General features: G+C 67.9%; 16 protein-coding genes and 2 pseudogenes. 10 read left to right on the forward strand and 8 right to left on the reverse strand.

Features of this window, described 5'->3' with window-relative positions:
- The 3 genes and pseudogenes from ACFW5B_RS26650 to ACFW5B_RS26660 form a co-directional block, all read right to left on the reverse strand.
- The coding region (locus ACFW5B_RS26650; RefSeq protein WP_386444678.1) for a hypothetical protein at positions 1-210 on the reverse strand (210 nt) is incomplete at its 3' end.
- A 237-nt stretch (positions 211-447) separates the two neighbouring features.
- Positions 448-1,022: pseudogene (locus tag ACFW5B_RS26655) on the reverse strand (alpha/beta hydrolase); the annotation flags it as partial.
- Between the two features lie 732 nt (positions 1,023-1,754).
- Positions 1,755-5,426, reverse strand: coding sequence for a hypothetical protein (locus ACFW5B_RS26660; RefSeq protein ID WP_386444526.1), 3,672 nt, complete (start codon positions 5,424-5,426; stop codon positions 1,755-1,757).
- Between the two features lie 253 nt (positions 5,427-5,679).
- Here ACFW5B_RS26660 and ACFW5B_RS26665 point away from each other — a divergent pair, with 253 nt between their 5' ends.
- From ACFW5B_RS26665 to ACFW5B_RS26685, 5 genes are all read left to right on the forward strand, one after another.
- Positions 5,680-6,093: a hypothetical protein gene (locus tag ACFW5B_RS26665; protein WP_386444529.1), complete on the forward strand. Its 414-nt coding sequence runs from the start codon at positions 5,680-5,682 to the stop codon at positions 6,091-6,093.
- A gap of 139 nt (positions 6,094-6,232) precedes the next feature.
- On the forward strand, positions 6,233-7,099 hold the full coding sequence (locus tag ACFW5B_RS26670) for a hypothetical protein (protein WP_386444532.1): 867 nt from the start codon (positions 6,233-6,235) through the stop codon (positions 7,097-7,099).
- Between the two features lie 47 nt (positions 7,100-7,146).
- Positions 7,147-7,500 (forward strand): beta/gamma crystallin-related protein, encoded by a 354-nt coding sequence (locus ACFW5B_RS26675; protein ID WP_386444535.1) that lies wholly within the window; start codon positions 7,147-7,149, stop codon positions 7,498-7,500.
- 318 nt (positions 7,501-7,818) lie between these two features.
- The gene (locus ACFW5B_RS26680; protein ID WP_386444538.1) at positions 7,819-7,977 is read left to right on the forward strand and encodes a hypothetical protein; all 159 of its coding nucleotides are present in this window, start codon (positions 7,819-7,821) and stop codon (positions 7,975-7,977) included.
- 354 nt (positions 7,978-8,331) lie between these two features.
- Entirely contained in the window at positions 8,332-8,808 is a 477-nt protein-coding gene (locus ACFW5B_RS26685; RefSeq protein WP_386444541.1) for a DUF3592 domain-containing protein, read from the forward strand.
- Here ACFW5B_RS26685 and ACFW5B_RS26690 read toward each other — a convergent pair.
- The 3 genes from ACFW5B_RS26690 to ACFW5B_RS26700 all read right to left on the reverse strand — a co-directional run bounded on the left by ACFW5B_RS26690 (position 8,805) and on the right by ACFW5B_RS26700 (position 10,514).
- Positions 8,805-9,458 (reverse strand): helix-turn-helix domain-containing protein, encoded by a 654-nt coding sequence (locus ACFW5B_RS26690; RefSeq protein WP_386444544.1) that lies wholly within the window; start codon positions 9,456-9,458, stop codon positions 8,805-8,807. The genes ACFW5B_RS26685 and ACFW5B_RS26690 overlap by 4 nt on opposite strands.
- Positions 9,459-9,674: 216 nt before the next feature.
- A complete protein-coding gene (locus ACFW5B_RS26695) occupies positions 9,675-10,274 on the reverse strand; it encodes a DUF1707 domain-containing protein (RefSeq protein WP_386444547.1) in 600 nt (199 codons plus the stop codon).
- A gap of 111 nt (positions 10,275-10,385) precedes the next feature.
- Complete coding sequence (locus ACFW5B_RS26700; RefSeq protein WP_386444550.1) at positions 10,386-10,514, reverse strand: hypothetical protein; 129 nt, start codon at positions 10,512-10,514, stop codon at positions 10,386-10,388.
- A gap of 375 nt (positions 10,515-10,889) precedes the next feature.
- Between ACFW5B_RS26700 and ACFW5B_RS26705 the strand changes: the two genes are divergently transcribed.
- Positions 10,890-11,312, forward strand: coding sequence for a DUF3592 domain-containing protein (locus ACFW5B_RS26705; protein WP_386444553.1), 423 nt, complete (start codon positions 10,890-10,892; stop codon positions 11,310-11,312).
- A 117-nt stretch (positions 11,313-11,429) separates the two neighbouring features.
- On the opposite strand, the gene ACFW5B_RS26710 is transcribed toward ACFW5B_RS26705, so the two are convergent.
- A complete protein-coding gene (locus ACFW5B_RS26710) occupies positions 11,430-11,519 on the reverse strand; it encodes a hypothetical protein (protein WP_386444666.1) in 90 nt (29 codons plus the stop codon).
- Between the two features lie 1,638 nt (positions 11,520-13,157).
- On the opposite strand from ACFW5B_RS26710, the gene ACFW5B_RS26715 reads away from it, so the two are divergent.
- The 3 genes from ACFW5B_RS26715 to ACFW5B_RS26725 all read left to right on the forward strand — a co-directional run bounded on the left by ACFW5B_RS26715 (position 13,158) and on the right by ACFW5B_RS26725 (position 14,586).
- Complete coding sequence (locus ACFW5B_RS26715) at positions 13,158-13,445, forward strand: hypothetical protein (protein WP_386444669.1); 288 nt, start codon at positions 13,158-13,160, stop codon at positions 13,443-13,445.
- Between the two features lie 328 nt (positions 13,446-13,773).
- Positions 13,774-13,950 carry a hypothetical protein gene (locus tag ACFW5B_RS26720; RefSeq protein WP_386444556.1) on the forward strand — a complete coding sequence of 59 codons (177 nt, stop codon included), beginning with the start codon at positions 13,774-13,776 and terminating at the stop codon, positions 13,948-13,950.
- A 210-nt stretch (positions 13,951-14,160) separates the two neighbouring features.
- Positions 14,161-14,586, forward strand: coding sequence for a DUF3592 domain-containing protein (locus ACFW5B_RS26725; protein WP_386444558.1), 426 nt, complete (start codon positions 14,161-14,163; stop codon positions 14,584-14,586).
- Positions 14,587-14,681: 95 nt separating this feature from the next.
- Here the strand turns inward: ACFW5B_RS26725 and ACFW5B_RS26730 are convergent.
- Positions 14,682-14,963, reverse strand: a pseudogene (locus tag ACFW5B_RS26730) (IS481 family transposase); the annotation flags it as partial.
- Positions 14,964-15,106: 143 nt separating this feature from the next.
- On the opposite strand from ACFW5B_RS26730, the gene ACFW5B_RS26735 reads away from it, so the two are divergent.
- Positions 15,107-15,370, forward strand: a complete 264-nt coding sequence (locus ACFW5B_RS26735; protein ID WP_386444561.1) for a hypothetical protein — start codon at positions 15,107-15,109, stop codon at positions 15,368-15,370.
- The last annotated feature ends 292 nt before the right edge of the window (positions 15,371-15,662 follow it).

Below are 15,662 nucleotides of genomic sequence, written 5' to 3' on the forward strand. Positions count from 1 at the left end.
CTGCTGAAACAACCACTCTGCACCTGACAAAACACCACCACACACCCGCACCACCAGCCACCACGACTCCTTCACCACCACAACCAGGCACACTCCCTCAAGCAGCTCGACAGCGACGCACCACCCACACGAAAACGCACCGCACCCCGCGCCCACGACCAACGAGCAAAGCGGCGCATCAGAGCAGCTGATTTCAGAAAGGTTCGTCATGTGGCAGTCCGTGATCGCGATCTCAGACACTCTGGCCGGGCAGCGGCGTCGGCCGGCGTTGTCCCAGACACCGCCGCAGCAGACCGGCAGACACCGCACCAAAAGTCGACACCGACACCGACACCGCAGCGGGTGTGGTGACCTGGCCCATAAACTGGAGACGCTCGCAGGATCCGGGAGGAGCAGCTGAGTGGACGTCCGGACAATCCGATCGATCCGCACGACCGCCCGGCCACACTTCAGATGCCGGGTAAAGAACTGAGCCGCGGCACCCCACGAACGGCGGGACGCCGGTGCGCCCGCCCGAATCGGCGTGCAGGACTCCTCCCCGCAGCCGAAGACCTCAACAGGCCAGGCCGCCTGCCAGCCGCTCCCCTCGCCGTCCCACTCCAGCCAGACCTGCAAAAGAACGGCAACCTGGCGAGCCCCTCGAACATGACACACGAGACAAACTCCCAGCGAACAGAACAACAGCCGAGATACCCGACCCCACCACCGCCAGCCGGGTCCCGAGGGAGAACACTCCCCCCGAGTACCCGACCGGGCCGCCGATCTCGGGCAGCGACAGGAGGGCGTCCAGGGCGGCCTGCCATTCCGGGACCGCCTTGCCGACCAGGGGCGGATGAGGGCGTCGATGATCCCGTCACTGACCGGCTCGCCGGCCTCCATAACCCGGCGCAGGCCGGCGAAGCCTCGGCGGCGGGCCAACGGGGCCGGTCGCCGCTTCCGGGGAGCTCGATGGTGACCGTGGCGAAGCCGCCCGCCGCAGCGTACCCGGCTCGCGCCACCAGCCGGGGGCGGCGCCCCATAGGCTTACGTTGCCGTCAGCGGCGCCGCGGCTGGTCGCAGTGAGGACAGTTCCGGACTGCCGTCGGCGCCAGAGGGTCGATGCTTCCCGGGGCCGCTGGCTGCGGGGCGGGCGGAAGGGCTCGGGGGTGTTCGCCGAGGCGACGTGCTCGTTCTTCGTCGCGGATCCGGTTGCATTGTCTTTCCGACTCGCGCGCCGAACGGTCAGCCCCAGTCGCCCGGCCCCGCGGGAACGCATTCCTGGTCCTCCTCCACATCGGGCGGGGCGTACACATACGGAGGTTTCCAGCCCGTAGCAGTCCTCGGCGAACCGCAGGGCCGGTCCGCGCTGCGGCAGAGGACGGTCCGCCCCCCACCAGAGCACGGCAGGCTCGGCAGCGCCAAAGGCGTCTCATGGGATCCACCGGGCACGGTCGCAGCTGGGCACGTCATGTAGTAGGCGGGCGGGCCGACTGGCGTGTCCCAGGCGACGTACCCGGCAGGCGGGCACCGGCCGGGCTCCAGGCGACCGCTGGGGAAGGACTGCGGTCCTTCGATCACGAGTTCCCCGCCGGGCCAGCGACACGTGCACTCGCGCTCGCAGCAGCAGGTTCGCATCCGGGCGAGTTCGGCGGCCTTCTTGATCCGCGGCACGTTCGGTCCCTTGGCCTCCAGCCACACGCCGATCTCCGGAAGCCAGAAGTCGGGGATACAGACACGCCCGGAGGGCAGAGCGATCGGCGCACTCCATAGGAAGGTCAGGGGCAGGTTCTGTCTTCCGGTAGCGCGTGAATCAATTCTCCCCAATGGTTCGCTTTGCTCTGCCGGCAGACGCGGGTGGCGATGTGGTCGGCGTTGAGATCCCAGAGTCGGAGGCTGGTGCCGCTCAAGCTGATGAGGGTGCGGCTATCGGAGGTGAACTCCAGCTTCGGAAGAGAGGAGTCCGGGTCGTCCGGGAGTGGTGCACGGTAGCTGGTGAGGGTGGCGGTGGTGCGGTGGGTGGCGGGGTCCCACAGGCGGATGGTGCGACCCGGCCCGCCCGTGGCCAGTGTGTTGCCGTCTGGGCTGAAGCGGACGGAGGTGATCCTTCCACTGTTGTCGGTGAGGGTTGCCCGTGCCTGGTGGCTGGCGACATTCCAGAGGCGGATGGTGCGGTCGTCGCCGGCGGAGGCCAGGGTTTTACCGTCCGGACTGAAATCGATGGCGAAGAGAGTGTTGGTGTGTCCGGTGAGGATGGCCTTTCGTCGGCCGGTGGTGACGTCCCACAGTTGAATGGTGCGGTCGTCACCCGCAGAGGCCAGGGTTTTACCGTCCGGACTGAATGCGATCGCGTGGACCGAATCGGAGTGCCCGGTGAGCACGGAGACCGTGTGCCGGGTGGCCAAGTTCCACAGACGAATGGTGTGGTCGTATCCGGCTGTGGCCAGGGTGCGGCCGTCCGGGGAGATTTCGAGGTCGGTGACGGTGGTGTTATGGCTGTCAAGCGTGGCCAGGAGCCGACCGGTGGGATAGCTCCACAGCATCGTCTTGGAGCTGGTGGCTGTGGCGAGGACTCGGCCGTCAGGGGTGAAGGCTTCGGCTAGCACGAAATCGGGTGTGCGGAAGGCACTGGTAAGGCGCTGGCGGGCGGTATCCCAGGAGGTGATCTTTCCGTAGCCGACTGCTGCTACGACGTTGCTGGCGGGTCGCAGTGCGATGGCGGAGAATCCCGGCTGGGCGGAGAAGAAGCCAGAGGAGGGAACCTCATGTGTACGCAGGTTCCACAGACCTGCGTGACCCGAGGTACCGACGGCCGCGACGGTGCGGCCGTCCGGCTGCCATGCCACCGCCCGCACCGGAGTCTCTCCCAGGGTTGCGGTCTTGTGTCCGGTTCTCGTGTCCCACACCGAAACTCCGCCCACGTCCACCGGGCTGGCTGTGAGTAGCTGCCCGCTATCGGGAGCGAAGGCAAGTGCTGGTGCAGCTCTGTCGTACACGGACAGGGTCTTCTTCAGTCTGTGGGCGGAGGCTGTCCACAGTTTCGCGGTGCCGTCGTTGCTGGCAGTGGCGAGGGTGTGTCCGTCGGGGCTGAAGGCCACGGTGGTCACGGCGTCGCCGTGACCGGTCACAGTGGAGGTCCACCGGTGGGTGTCGACGCTCCAGAGCCGGGTCCTACTGTCGTCCCCGCCCATCGCGAGGGTGTGTCCGTCGGGGCTGAAGGCCACGGCGTTGACCGCCCCGCCAGGCCCGGTAACAGTCTCCTTCGGCTTATGTGAGGACGTGTTCCACAGGCGGACTGTTTTGTCGGCACCAGCTGTGGCGAGGGTATGGCCGTCGGGGCTGAACGCCACGCCGTTGACCGCTCCCTTATGGCCGGTGAGGACAGCTTTGGCGCGATGCGTGGTGAGGTCCCACAGACGTACCGTGCCATCGTCGGCGGCGGTAGCCAGAGTACGGCTGTCGGGTGCGATGGCTACCGCATTGATGCCGGCGACGTGCCCCACGAGGGTCGCAAGCAGACGGTGGCCGGTGGAGTCCCAGAGTTTGACGGTGTGGTCGTCGCTGGCGGTGACCAGAGTGCGGCCGTCGGGGGCGAAGGCCAGAGTGGTCAGGTCACGGGTGTGGCCGCCGAGGCGGTTGGCACCGTACTCGGCATACGTACTGATCAGGGCGGAGCGGGCCTCGTCGGTGTGAGCGTGCTGGTAGCCCGCCAGTGCTGTCAGCAGCGCCGCCTCCGGCTGGTCGGTTGCCGCATCCGCTGCTTGGCCCGCCAGTTCACGGGATCGTGCCGACTCACGAAGCTCGTTGGACGTGACGGCTCGTTGGACGGCGATGGTGCCGGCGATGAGGGCAAGGACGCATAACGCGGCCACGGCCGCGGCGGCCCGGCGTGAGCGGCGTGCTGTGCGGGCCGCGTGCTCTCGCTCTGTCACGCGGGCTGCGATGCCGGCGTCGAGGAATGCGGTTTCGAGTGCGTTGAGTGCGTTGCGTGCTTGGTCTGCGAAGGCTTCTTCTGCGCGGGTGAGTCGGGTGCCGCGGTAGAGGATTCCGGGATCGCGGTCGAGTTCCTGCCAGCTGGTGGCGTCGCGGGTGAGCTGGCGGTGCAGGCGGATGCGGTCACGCTCGTCGGTGATCCAGCTGTGGAGCCGGGGCCAGGCGGTGATCAGTGCTTCGTGTGTGAGGCGGACGTGGCCGTCGTCGAGGGTGAGTAGCCGGCTGTGGGCGAGGCGGTTGAGAACCGCGTCGGTCTCGGTCTGTGCTTCTTCGGTGCCGTGCTCGGTGGTTGCGAATTCGGTGCGGGCGGTGGGGCGGTGGGTGTCCTGGGTGCCGTTTCCCGGCGCGATGAGGCGGAGCAGGATGTGGCGGGCGAGGGTGGCCTGGGCTGGGGTGAGCTGGTGGTAGGCGTCTTCGGCGGTGCGGGCGATGGAGGCGTGCAGAGCGCCGGCGGCTTCATAGGCCTGGGTGGTCAGCGTCCGTCCTCGCCGGCGGCGGCGCCAGGTTTCCCTCAGAGCGTGGGACATCAGCGGCAGGGCGCCGGGTTCGTCCCCGACGTCTTCGATGATGCGGGCGGTCAGGTCCCGTTCGACGATCAGTCCACGGGATACGGCCGGCCTCACGATGGCCGCCCGTAGCTGCTCCTTGTCCATGGGGCCGACCAGCACCACGGTGTCCTTGAGAGCAGCCGCCAGATTCCTGTGGGCGGCGCAGTGGCCGAAGAAGTCGGCCCGTACGGCCAAGACCACGCGCAGTCGGCTGGTCTCGTCGCGCGCGGCCAGCAGTCGCTCCAGGAAGGCCCCGCGTTCCGTGTCGTCGTTGCAGACGGTGAACAGCTCTTCGAACTGGTCCACCAGCAGCCAGGTTTCCCCGGGCCCCGCGGCCGGTTCCAGACGTTTGCCGTGCGCCATGGGGTGTGCGCCGGGGGTGAGGATGCGCACAGCGGCCGGCGCCTGGTGGGCGGCGCCGTCTGTGTGCCGCAGGCCGGGGACGAGTCCGGCGCGCAGTAGTGAGGACTTGCCGCTGCCGGAGGCACCCACCAGCGCGGTGACGCGGTGCCGGCGGGCGGTGCCGACCAGTTGGGCCGTCAGCTCGTTGCGGCCGAAGAACAGCTCCGCGTCGTCCGGCTCGAAGCGGGCCAGCCCCCGGTAGGGCGGATCGGTGTCGTCCTCGGGTGAGCGGGGCTGGTGGGACAGCGCCTTGTCGGCCTCCGTCCAGCGGCGTCGCCACTCTTCCTCGACACCGCCGCAGGCCCGCACGTAAGCCACAAGTACCGGCAGGGTCGGCAGACGTTCGCCGGCGGCCGCCTGCGACAGCGTCGCCGCGGAGTAGCCCGCCCGCCGGGCCATGGCCCGGTAGGCCGGCGCACCCGCCTCGTCCCGGAGCTTGCGTAACTCATAGGCGAAACGCTGGACCGGTCCGTCCTGCGGATCGATCGGATTCTCCGGACGCCCCACCCGACTCCCCCAAAGATCTTCTGCGCTTGCCCGTCAGCCTAGGAACCGCACCACCAGGCCACAACGGCGCCGAGACCAAACGCGGCCCCCGGCTGATTGATTAGTGCAGCTCAGAGGAGGTGCCAAACAACTCCGCGGCGGGTGAACTCGATGTTGTCGGGCCGCTTCTCCCTGCTTCGGGGCATGGACGGGCCGACCCAATCGATCACCCGCATCACGTATTCCGTGTGATCACTAGCCAAAGGAGCACCTCATGCGTATTCGCCACATGGCCGCCGCGGGCGCCGCAACTGTCACGCTCACGCTCGGTATCGCACTGCCGGCCTCCGCCAGCGACGCCCAGCCGTCCACCGGGCGGTCCCATGCGGTGGCCGCACACCACACCGCCGGCCTCGGGACGCTCATGGCCAGCAAGAAGGTCCAGGTCTTCCAGGACGCCAACTACGAGAACCGGAACACGACCTTCACGTCGTCCAAGTGGGATCTGAGCAAGGACGGCTGGAACGACACCATCAGCTCCGCCAAGAACCTGGGCACCCGCACCGTCACCTTCGCCTCCGGCGAGAAGGGCACCGGCGCCAAGTTCTCCCTGGCAGGAGGCGACCGGGAGGCGCACTTCGGCTACCGCGGCCTGCCCGACACCACGACCTCCGTCATGTTCCGCTGACAGCAAACCCTGAGCTTTGCTGACAGCGCGTCGCTGACGGGCGGGGTGCGGCCACGGGGGACCGCATCCCGCCCTGCCCCGCCCTGCCGCCCCGCTCCACACGCACCGCGCATCGCACGCCGCACGACGAGAGGCCACCATGCCACCCTCCCGCGCCCGGACCACCCTTGCGCTCGCCCTGCTGCTCCTGGCCACCACCGCCTGCACAGCCGCCGAGCACGAACCCACGCCCGCCCCGCAGTCCCTGACGGTGTCCCGGCAGGCCCGGCAGCTCCGACTTCCCCTGGACGCCTACGCGTCGACCGTCGCCGAGACCCACCTCGTGGAAGACGCACAGGACATCCTCATACGCCGGTGCATGAAGGACCAGGGCATGGACTGGAAGACCCTGCCCCCGGTGGACGCCCAGGACACCGAACCGCCCAACCTCCGGCGGTACGGAGCCGACGAGGCCGAAGCCCTCCGCAACGGATACCACCCCAGCCCCGACCCACCGTCGGTGATACGGCGCAGCCGCGCCTGGGACGCACGCGACGCACTCCCGGCCGAAGTGCGGCGCGCGGCCTACGGGCCCTCCGGCAAGGGCGGCTGCCTCAAAGCCGCCGACCGCCAACTCGTCGGCGACACCGCGCCCCTCGACTTTCACGCCTTCAACCAGCTGACCGGCACCGCTCTGGAAACCTCCCGGCGCACCCCCGAAGTACGCGACGCCCTGCACCGATGGCACACATGCATGGCGAAGGCAGGCTACGACTACCCCGACCCCTATACCGCCGCCGGCGACGAGCGCTGGGAGACGTCTGAACCCACCTCGGCCGAACGCGCCACCGCCCGCGCCGACGTGGCCTGCCAGAAGTCGACACAGTTGGTGAAGGAGTGGGCCGCAGCCGAGACCCGCATCCAGCACCACCTGATCCAGCAGAACACCCACCGCCTGCACGAGGCGAAGGCCCGCAAGGACCACTGGCTGGCCGCCGCCCGCCACGTCCTGAACCACGAAGGCTGAACGCGCCGTCCGAATCTTCCGGCAATCAACCTCCAGAGGAGTCCATCGTGCCCATCGGCCGTACAGCCGCTGCGGTCGCCGCCGCTGCCGCACTCACCCTCGTCTCCGCGCTGCCGGCCTCCGCCGACGGCTACCGGGCCGCCGCCCCGCCCAAGGCCGGCCGGGCCAAGGTCAACGTCTACACACAGCCCGTGTTCCACGGTAGGTACACGACCTTCACCCACAACATGCCGAAGCTGTCGGCCGGCAGCTGGGACGACACCGGCTCCGCCAGGAACACCGGTAAGCGCACCGCCGTCTTCTACCAGTACGCCGACTACCGCGGCGCCAGCTTCTCCCTGGCACCGGGCAAGTCGGAGCCCCACTTCGACGGCCCGTCCGGCTCGCTCCGTTTCCGCTGACCACGAGCGGCTGCCTTCGCCTCCGCTTCGGCCGGTCAGCCCGCTGACCGGCCGAAGCCCTCCGCAACGGCTACAGCCCAAGCCCCGAGGCGCCATCCGTGGTACGGCGCAGCCGCTCCTGGTCCGCACGCGAGGCACTCCCGGCCGAGGTACAGCGCGCGGCCTACGGGCCCTCCGGCAAGGGCGGCTGCCTCAAGACTGCCCAGCAGCAACGCGTCGGCGACATCGCCCCAGCCGGCTACCACGCCTTCAACCAGCTGACTGGCACCGCCCTGGAAACCTCCGGCGCACCCCCGAAGTGCGCGACGCCCTGCGCCGGTGGCACGCATGCATGGCGAAGGCGGGCTCGACTACCCAGACCCCTGTGCCGCCGTCGGCAACAAGCGCTGGGGAACGGCCGAAATCACACCGGCCGAACGCGCCACCGCCCGAGCCGACGTGACCTGCCAGAAGTCGACACAGTTGGTGAAGGTATGAGCAGCCGCCGAAAGCCGCATCCAACACCGCCTGATCCAGCAGAACACCGCCCGCCTGCACGAGACGAAAATCCGCAAGGACCGCTGGCCGGCAGCCGCCCGCCGCATCCTGAACCACCAGGACATCAGGCGCCTTCAGCGACCCGACCAATAGCGCCCGTCACCGCTTTGGTCGGCGACCGACCCATGTGGCGAGCGCCGACGAGCGGGCGGCTTTCTGCTCCGTCTGAGGGTTCGAACCGGCCGTCTCTCGCGCTGGACGGCTAGTCCCAGCCCGCCGCCCTGCCACTCGACCAGCTTTTGGTGATCCAGCGCGAGGACGCTGTCTTCGATTCGGACGACTGAGGGGAATGTCATGGAGTTTGAGGTTCAGGTGCGTGGGCGGACTGCCCGTCGGTGGATCATGTTCGGAATGATCGCGCTCGGGGCGATGTTCCTGGCCATCGGGTTGGTCCTGACCGGGGTGACCGCCTCATTCCTGTCGGATGCCAAGCGGGCCCGGGGCTCAGTGGTGGCGCTGGAGTGGCGCGACGACGACCACGGCGCATCCGGCAAAACGCTGGAGCACGACACGCCCGTGGCGTACCCGGTGGTCGAGTTCACATCGGCGGACGGCATGCCGAGGAAGTTTCGGAGCTCGGCGGGTTCCAATCCGCCCTCGTACCAGAAGGGTGACCTGGTCGAGGTGCTGTACCGCGCCGATTCCCCCGAGGATGCTCAAGTCAACGGGTTCGCCTCGCTGTGGCTGCTGCCGTTGATCTTTGGTGGGGTCGGGTTGGGGCTGTCGGGGGCCGGGACAGCCGTTGCCATGGTAAGGCGGTGGCGTTCCTAGCCGATGGCGCGTGCCCGACCTGGTGGCAGGGTGGGGTGGCAGCGGCAGCGAGCCTGAATGGAGGTCTTCTCGTCCGCGCTGAGGACGTACTCGTCCACTCCCAGCGCGACACCGTCGAAGGTGCGGACGTACAGGTCAAGGACGCATTCGGCCTTCGCGCGGAAGCCGGGGTCGGTGAGGAAGATCCAGGAGCGGTGTTGCCAGGGCTTGAGCACGTCCTGGGCCGGCCAGCGGCGCACGGTGGAAGCCGACACGAAGGTGGCGATGCCACGCTCGGCGGCTTCCCGGGCCAGCTCCGGGCATGACCGGCACGACAGCGGAGTGCCGGTCTCGGCGGGCAACTGCCATGCTAACGCCTCGACTTGGGCGACCTGCAGCGCGGTGAACGAGGGCGGACGACCGGGACGCCGACGGTCGGCCAGCCCGGGCATGCCCGCTTCGGCGAACCGGCCCCGCCAGGTCCGCGCCGGGTCCACATACAGGCCGGTCTCGCGGGCGATACGCGCATTGGAATGCCCCCGTGCCGCATGAAGCACGACATGCGCGCGGACCCGGGCCTGATGGGGAGTCTTGTGGCCGTAGGCCAACTTCTTCAGTAGGCGCCTGTGCGAGGCGGTCAGCGATAGCGGGCAGGCGGCGGCAACGGGCAAGGCAAGCAGGCCAATCAGCAGAAGCGGATCGTACCGGCCAGAGCCTGCCGTACCACCTGACGCCACGGCCCGGCAGGATGCCCCCATGCTCACTGTCCCGAAGCCGGCCAGAACCCCCTCGCACAGAAGCTGAGCACGCCGCGGACGACTGAGCCGCTCGTGTGCTCCGCCCGCTCCCTCGCGTTGACTTTGAGGACCTGGGCACGCGAGCGCAGGTTAGCGCCTCCGGCGGAGTTGTTTGATCTTGATGTGGCCAGCTCGCGGATGCCCGACGACTGTGAGCGTGGGGGAGGCCGGGTCCGCCGTTGCGGTGGCCTTGTTGCTGATGTGAGCGGTATTGGTGCTTGATGCATCGATCTGCACTGCCCAGCCCTGCGGGACGATCAGCTGGATGCCGCCCGTGCCGCAACTCGCCTCCACGGTGACATCACGGTGCGCACAGGCAGCCTCGGTGAAGTCGATCACGATGCTCAACATCTTGCACTCGGCGATGATTCTCCGGGGAACTGTCCACCGGCCGCCCTGCTTGATATTGCCCAGGCGGGTCTTGAGAACAAGCGTTTCCGTATCAGTGCCGGCAGGCAATCCGAAAGGCCGCTCCTGCGGCAGGTCGGCCACCAGGACGTCGAGTTCGGCGTACGTCTTCGCGCTGTAGGCCCGATCGAGTCTCTCCTCCAACTCGGCAAGCTCGATACGGCCTTCCCCCGCCGCAACCCGCAGCCTCTCAATCACCGACTCCCGGTCGGCGTCTCCTGCCCGAGGCGCCACCGCGCCCTGCGACGTCGCCAGCTCCTGCCCCTGCTCCCCACCAGTCATAGTGAGACTGTAACCGCACGGGCGAATCACCAATGCACACCATCGGCTACGGCGTCAACCCCCGAAGGACTTCCGGAGCCGAGCACTTAGTTGATCATCGCGGGACAGCCGTTACATCGTCTTCTTGCAGCCGACCCATAGGGGCCAGGCGGTGATGTCGTCGTTCTTGCGCTGGGTGCCCAGCTTCACCGTGATCTCACCCCGGGCGCCCGGAGCCGCCGCGCCAGTTGAGATCGTCAAGCGGGCGGGCCGCGCCGGAGCGGGCTACACGGAGTTGGGCGAGGCGGCCGGCGGGCTCACACGTCAGGCCGCCCGCAAGCGGTGGCCGGATGCCGCCGTCACACGCGGTCGAGATGACTGCCCGACGACCTGAGCGCCGTGCCCCCGCAGGGCAGCACCGAGAACGCCTCCTGTGCGTACGGACGGGAGGCGCTCCTCCACGGCATCAACTGACCAACCGGCACGGGAACGCACGCCCGCCTCCGCGGGGCCGACGCCGGCAGTCTCATCTCGTCTGGTCGTCAAGGGGTGTTCACGCCGAGGATTGCCACTGCGCTCACCTGCAACCGACATCCCAGCTCGGGCGTTGTGCAATACATGGAATCTGAATGGCTCATGGCTCTCATCGCGCTGATGTTGATGGGCACGGCCTTCCTCAGTGCCGGTGTGTACCTGCTCCACCGTGCCAGCAAGCTGCGTCGGACAGGTGTCATCGCCAACGCCCGGATCGTCCGGCACGTTGTCCGGTGGTACAAGGACAGCGACGGAGTCAAGTCCAAGGGCTACCACCCGGTCGTGGCCTGGACGGCGCAGGACGGGCGCACATGCGAGTACGAATCCATGTTCGGCCGCGGAGTCGTCAAGCACGGCTTCGGCCTGGGTGCGCACGTGATGGTTCGATACGATCCGGAAGCCCCCGACCGGTTCACAATCGAAGGCTGGGAATCGAAAGCGCCCTCCCTGGCCTTCACCGCAGTGGGGGCTGTGCTCACAGTGGGCACGGTGACCGCGCTGATCGTGCGGTTAGTCGCCTTCTGACCGTGATCGCGGGCTGCCGGTGGGCACGGCGGCGATGTCGGCGGCACTTGCCCCTTCCCACGACGCCGAGGGGCGCAGCCGGCCCGGGTGCGATGGCCGATTCAGTGGGCCGAGGGCCTACGGACAACCCCCCTGCCGCACTCGCTCCAGCTCCTGCGTCAGCAGCCTGGCGACCTCCTCATAGCCCTGCCCGGCGAACAGGCTCATGGCAAGCACGTAATACACCACCACTTGGGCCTGTCCGCAGCCGCGACCGCTGTTCCACACGCTCGCACTCAACGATCACCTCGTCCCCCGGCTCAGGCGGGAACGCCCGCGTCAGAACATCCAGAGCGATACGGTCCGACTACCGCTCACCCAACGACGACTTCACCTGTCCAGGCCTTGGCACACCACACCCAGCGACCCGGCCAAAGTCACCGGTATTGCCCCTAGAGGTCGTCTTGACTGGCGTCCTACCTGCCTGAACTCGGCAATTTCGCTCGTTCTAGGCTCCGAACATCATCGTGCGGTCCGCGATCGCGGAAGGTGTGTCGTCACGGTTGGCTCTTTATGGCGAGTTGAACCCTGCCGATGCACCCCTGCCCCATCAGGCCGCCGATGGCGTCTGGGCAGGTATCCGCAAGCAACAGGGCCGCACGGTGTCGTTGTCGGTACAGCTGATTGCATAGTCCTCGACCTGGTAGCTAGCGACCCCCAGCGCTGTCCGAAAATGCCTGGTTGTCTGAGTGGTGCTGATTTCAGTACAACGTTCATCAGAGGCCAGACACTTCGAGCGTGGAGGCAGCACAGGCCTCCACGGATGCCGGTGGGACGGCTGTACCACGCGCCAGAGCCCGAGGTAACAGTGAGTGTCAGAGGCACAGATCGAGCCCGCAAACCGACGGGCTCCGGCAGTCAGGGGGACACGATGAAGCGCAAGTTCGCATTGTCGCTTGGGGCAGTGATTCTCAGTACGGCGTCGGCAGGGCTCATCTCGGCCACCCCGGCGGCTGCAGGCGACGTCTACCACTTCGGCCAGGTCACCTGCTGGAATTACAAGCACACGCGTACCAGTTGGACCATGTCATGCCGTGTCCCGTACGGCCACGCTCGAGCAAAGGCTGTCTGCGCTGACGGAACGGAGCACTACGGCAGGTGGGTGGGGCGTGGCCAGTGGAAGTTCGGCATGAGCTGCGGCCACAGCAGGCTCCGCTATCTCAATGTGCAGACTACGACGAGATGAGCTTGAACTGATCGTCCCTTACGGAATCGCCGTGTACTGCCACCGCATCTCTGACCAGGTTCATAGGCGGGCAGGGGCAGCGTGGCCGCGGGGGCGGGCCTGTGGAGTTGGCGGGGCTGTCGCGGGCATGAGCGGCAGGCCAGCCTGACGATCGCGACGAGGTCGTCGCGGTATTGCGGGAGCGTCGTGTGCAGCCGGCGCTGGACGGCGCGAACCGAGCGGCCTCTTCGCCGGTGCAGGGCGGGCCTGGTCCGCGGCCAGGGTCAGCGCAGCGGCCGGGCGCCGTGCCCACCGCCCTTGTCCGCCCAGTGTGTTCCGATACCGGAGGTGGGCCTCTCGGCGCATCAATCAGCACCTCGTCGACGGCGGACAGGTGGTGGATCGCATACTGGAGTGATGCATGTGTCGTCCTCGTCATCTCGGTTTCGGGACCCTCAGCACTCGAAGGAATCGTTCATCGATGCGGTCCTCGTGCAGTGTCCGAGTGCGTCAAGGTGGCCCATGTGGTCCCGGCTCCCCGCGCCGTCGGCAGTGGCCGGCCGTCGATGTTCGACAAGCGGAGTCTCCTCTGCCGCAGCTGCGGCCTGTCCCGGCAGTCGCGGAGAGATGAGTCGGGTTTGGTGCTGACGTTCTCCCGGGGGCCTGGTCCGATCACTGACCCTTATTTCCAGGTGCCGCTGTGGTTGCAGACCGAGACGCGGCACGGCTGCATCTGGGCCTACAACCCGGAGCACCTGGAAATCATCAGGCAGTTCGTACAGGCACCCTTGCGCGAACGGGCTCCCTGGTACGAGTCGGGAAAGAAGATGACGTTCATTGCCCGGCTGCCGGGATGGATGAAGCAGGCGAAGAACCGCACCGAGGTCTTGCGGGCCATCGACCGCACTCGGGCCTCGCTGGTGAACTGATCTACTTGGACTTGCGTCAGGGTTTTGCGTCTGTTTTGTGGTGGGCTGGTCGGCTGTGCGCCTCCTGTGGCGAGCACTCGGCTCACGTCGTGACGGGTGGCCGAGCGGCGGTTCTTCGAGCCAGGTGGCCGCCCCGGGCCTGGCTGTGTGGAGGTTTTGTGCACGTGCTGGCGACGGCACCTTCATGAGGGCGTTGACGCGGTTCTCGAAATCGCGGCGGGCCCTGGCTGGGCCGGGAACCGCCCGCCCCCGGCGCGCCGGCCGAATTGCTCGCCCAGCTGCGCGCCGACCGCCGCGCAGCGCAGTGGGTGCCGGCCTTCGAGCGGGAGTGGACGGCCGCGCTGGAAGATCCCGCCGGACGTTCTCCCCGGCCGGGCTGTACGAGGTCGTCCAGGACTGGCAGGGCCGCCTGGCCAACGCCCCGGCGGTCGAGGCGTTCGTCCCCTCCGGCTATGACGCCAGCGAGTTCATCGAGGTCGCGGAGCTGCGGGGAAGGCGCCGGTGACCGCACAGCCGTACGCGGTCCGCTTCTCCTCCTACTGGGTGAACCGGCCTCTGCACCGCCTGACAGTTGTGAACCTCGCCTGGCTCGGGTAGCCGCCCCCAGGGACGAGTTCGAGCGCCTCATCACGTCTGGTCGTCAAGGGGCGCCATCCCAAGGGTTGTTACTGCCTTCCAGCGCAACCGGACTCCCAGATCAGGCGTCGCGTAATACATGGACAGCAACTGGCTCCTCATCGCCCTGGCCCCATTCCTCGGTGTGTTCCTTGTCCGTTTCGGCGTGGACGGGCTCCGCCGTACCAGAAGGCTGCGTCGGACGGGCGTCACCGCCGACGGCTGGATCGTCCGCAACGCTGCCAGGCAGCGCAGGAGCGACGGCGCCAAGCGCACGTTCTACTACCCGGTCGTGGCCTGGACAACGGAGGACGGGCGCACGTACGAGTACGAACACTCGTGTGGCAACGATGCCGCCTTCGGCGTGGGGGCGCCTGTGACGGTTCGATACGCTCCGGAAGCTCCGGACGAGTTCACCATCGAAGGCTGGGCGCCGGACATCCCCTACGGGGCGCTCACCGTGGGGGGCGCTGTGCTCGCAGTAGGCTCGGTGACAGCGCTGATCGTGCGGTTTCTCGCCTTCTGACCGTGAGCGTATCGCTCGGCCCGGCCGTTGAGCAGGCGCTGGTGTTGCGCCGCGGGCGCAGGGTGGGCGTGGCCGCGTCCAGCGAGGCGGACAACGGCCGCCGCGTGGCAGTGGAGGACCTGCCCGGTGGGCCGGTCGATGAACGCCAGGCCCAGGCCGTGGCGGGTCAGGACGCGGTGCACGGTGGAGGCGGGCATCCCCGGAATCGGCCCCGTTCGGGCCGGTCCGAGCTTTCGGCTTGTGCGCAGCCGGCACACACGCGCTTCGTCTGTCGCCGACGTGCGGTGTGGGGTCCTGTGTGCCAACAGCTGGTGCGGTCGTGCAATCCCGCTTCGCCTCCCGCCGTGAACGGTCAGCCGGGCATTACGGTGGGACACGAAGACCACCGCCGTGCCCAGACAGCCTTCGGAGGCCCTTTCAAGATGGAGCTGGAGCAAGCCGGCCTCGCACGCCTCAACTCAACAGGTCTGGCTCGCGACTTCGATGTAAAAGGCAGCTCGGGCCAGATACGGACCACGGTATGAGCCCCCGCTACGTCGGCCGCCACACCGGTGGGCGCCCTCGCGACCCACATGTTCCGAGGACGTCCTCGCACAAGCCGCTGAGGCCCGCTTCCAGGCCCCTCGACCGCCGGGTCAAGAAGACCGCCCTCTGGGTGGGGCTGGGCACCTGCCTGGTGTTCTCCATCGCGGTCCTCATCGGGCTGGTCCAGGGCTTCTACGAGATGGACCACCCACCCGGCGGCTGGTGCCAGGACAACTCAGCCAGCTGCGTGCACCCCTGACTGAGCATCGACGACCGGATAGGGCCCAGCCCTCGAAGGCAACGGCCGTCCCGCGGGATTGAACCGCCCGCTGTACGCCCGCTGGCGCGTTCTCACTCCGATTGCGGCTTGAAACCGTACAACCCCACAGCATAGTGGCAAGCATCACTTAGCTCTGCAAGCCGGAATGTCGGTTCCAATCCATAAGTGCCGATTCGCGAAGGTATCCAGGCAAACACTCTTGCCTATACGTTCCCGTCCACAACTTCTTCATGAAATCTTCATTTTTCGGGCGGGGGATGACGGGGATGCC

Origin of the sequence: Streptomyces sp. NPDC058773 (assembly GCF_042746015.1) — a bacterium.
Lineage (GTDB): Bacteria > Actinomycetota > Actinomycetes > Streptomycetales > Streptomycetaceae > Streptomyces.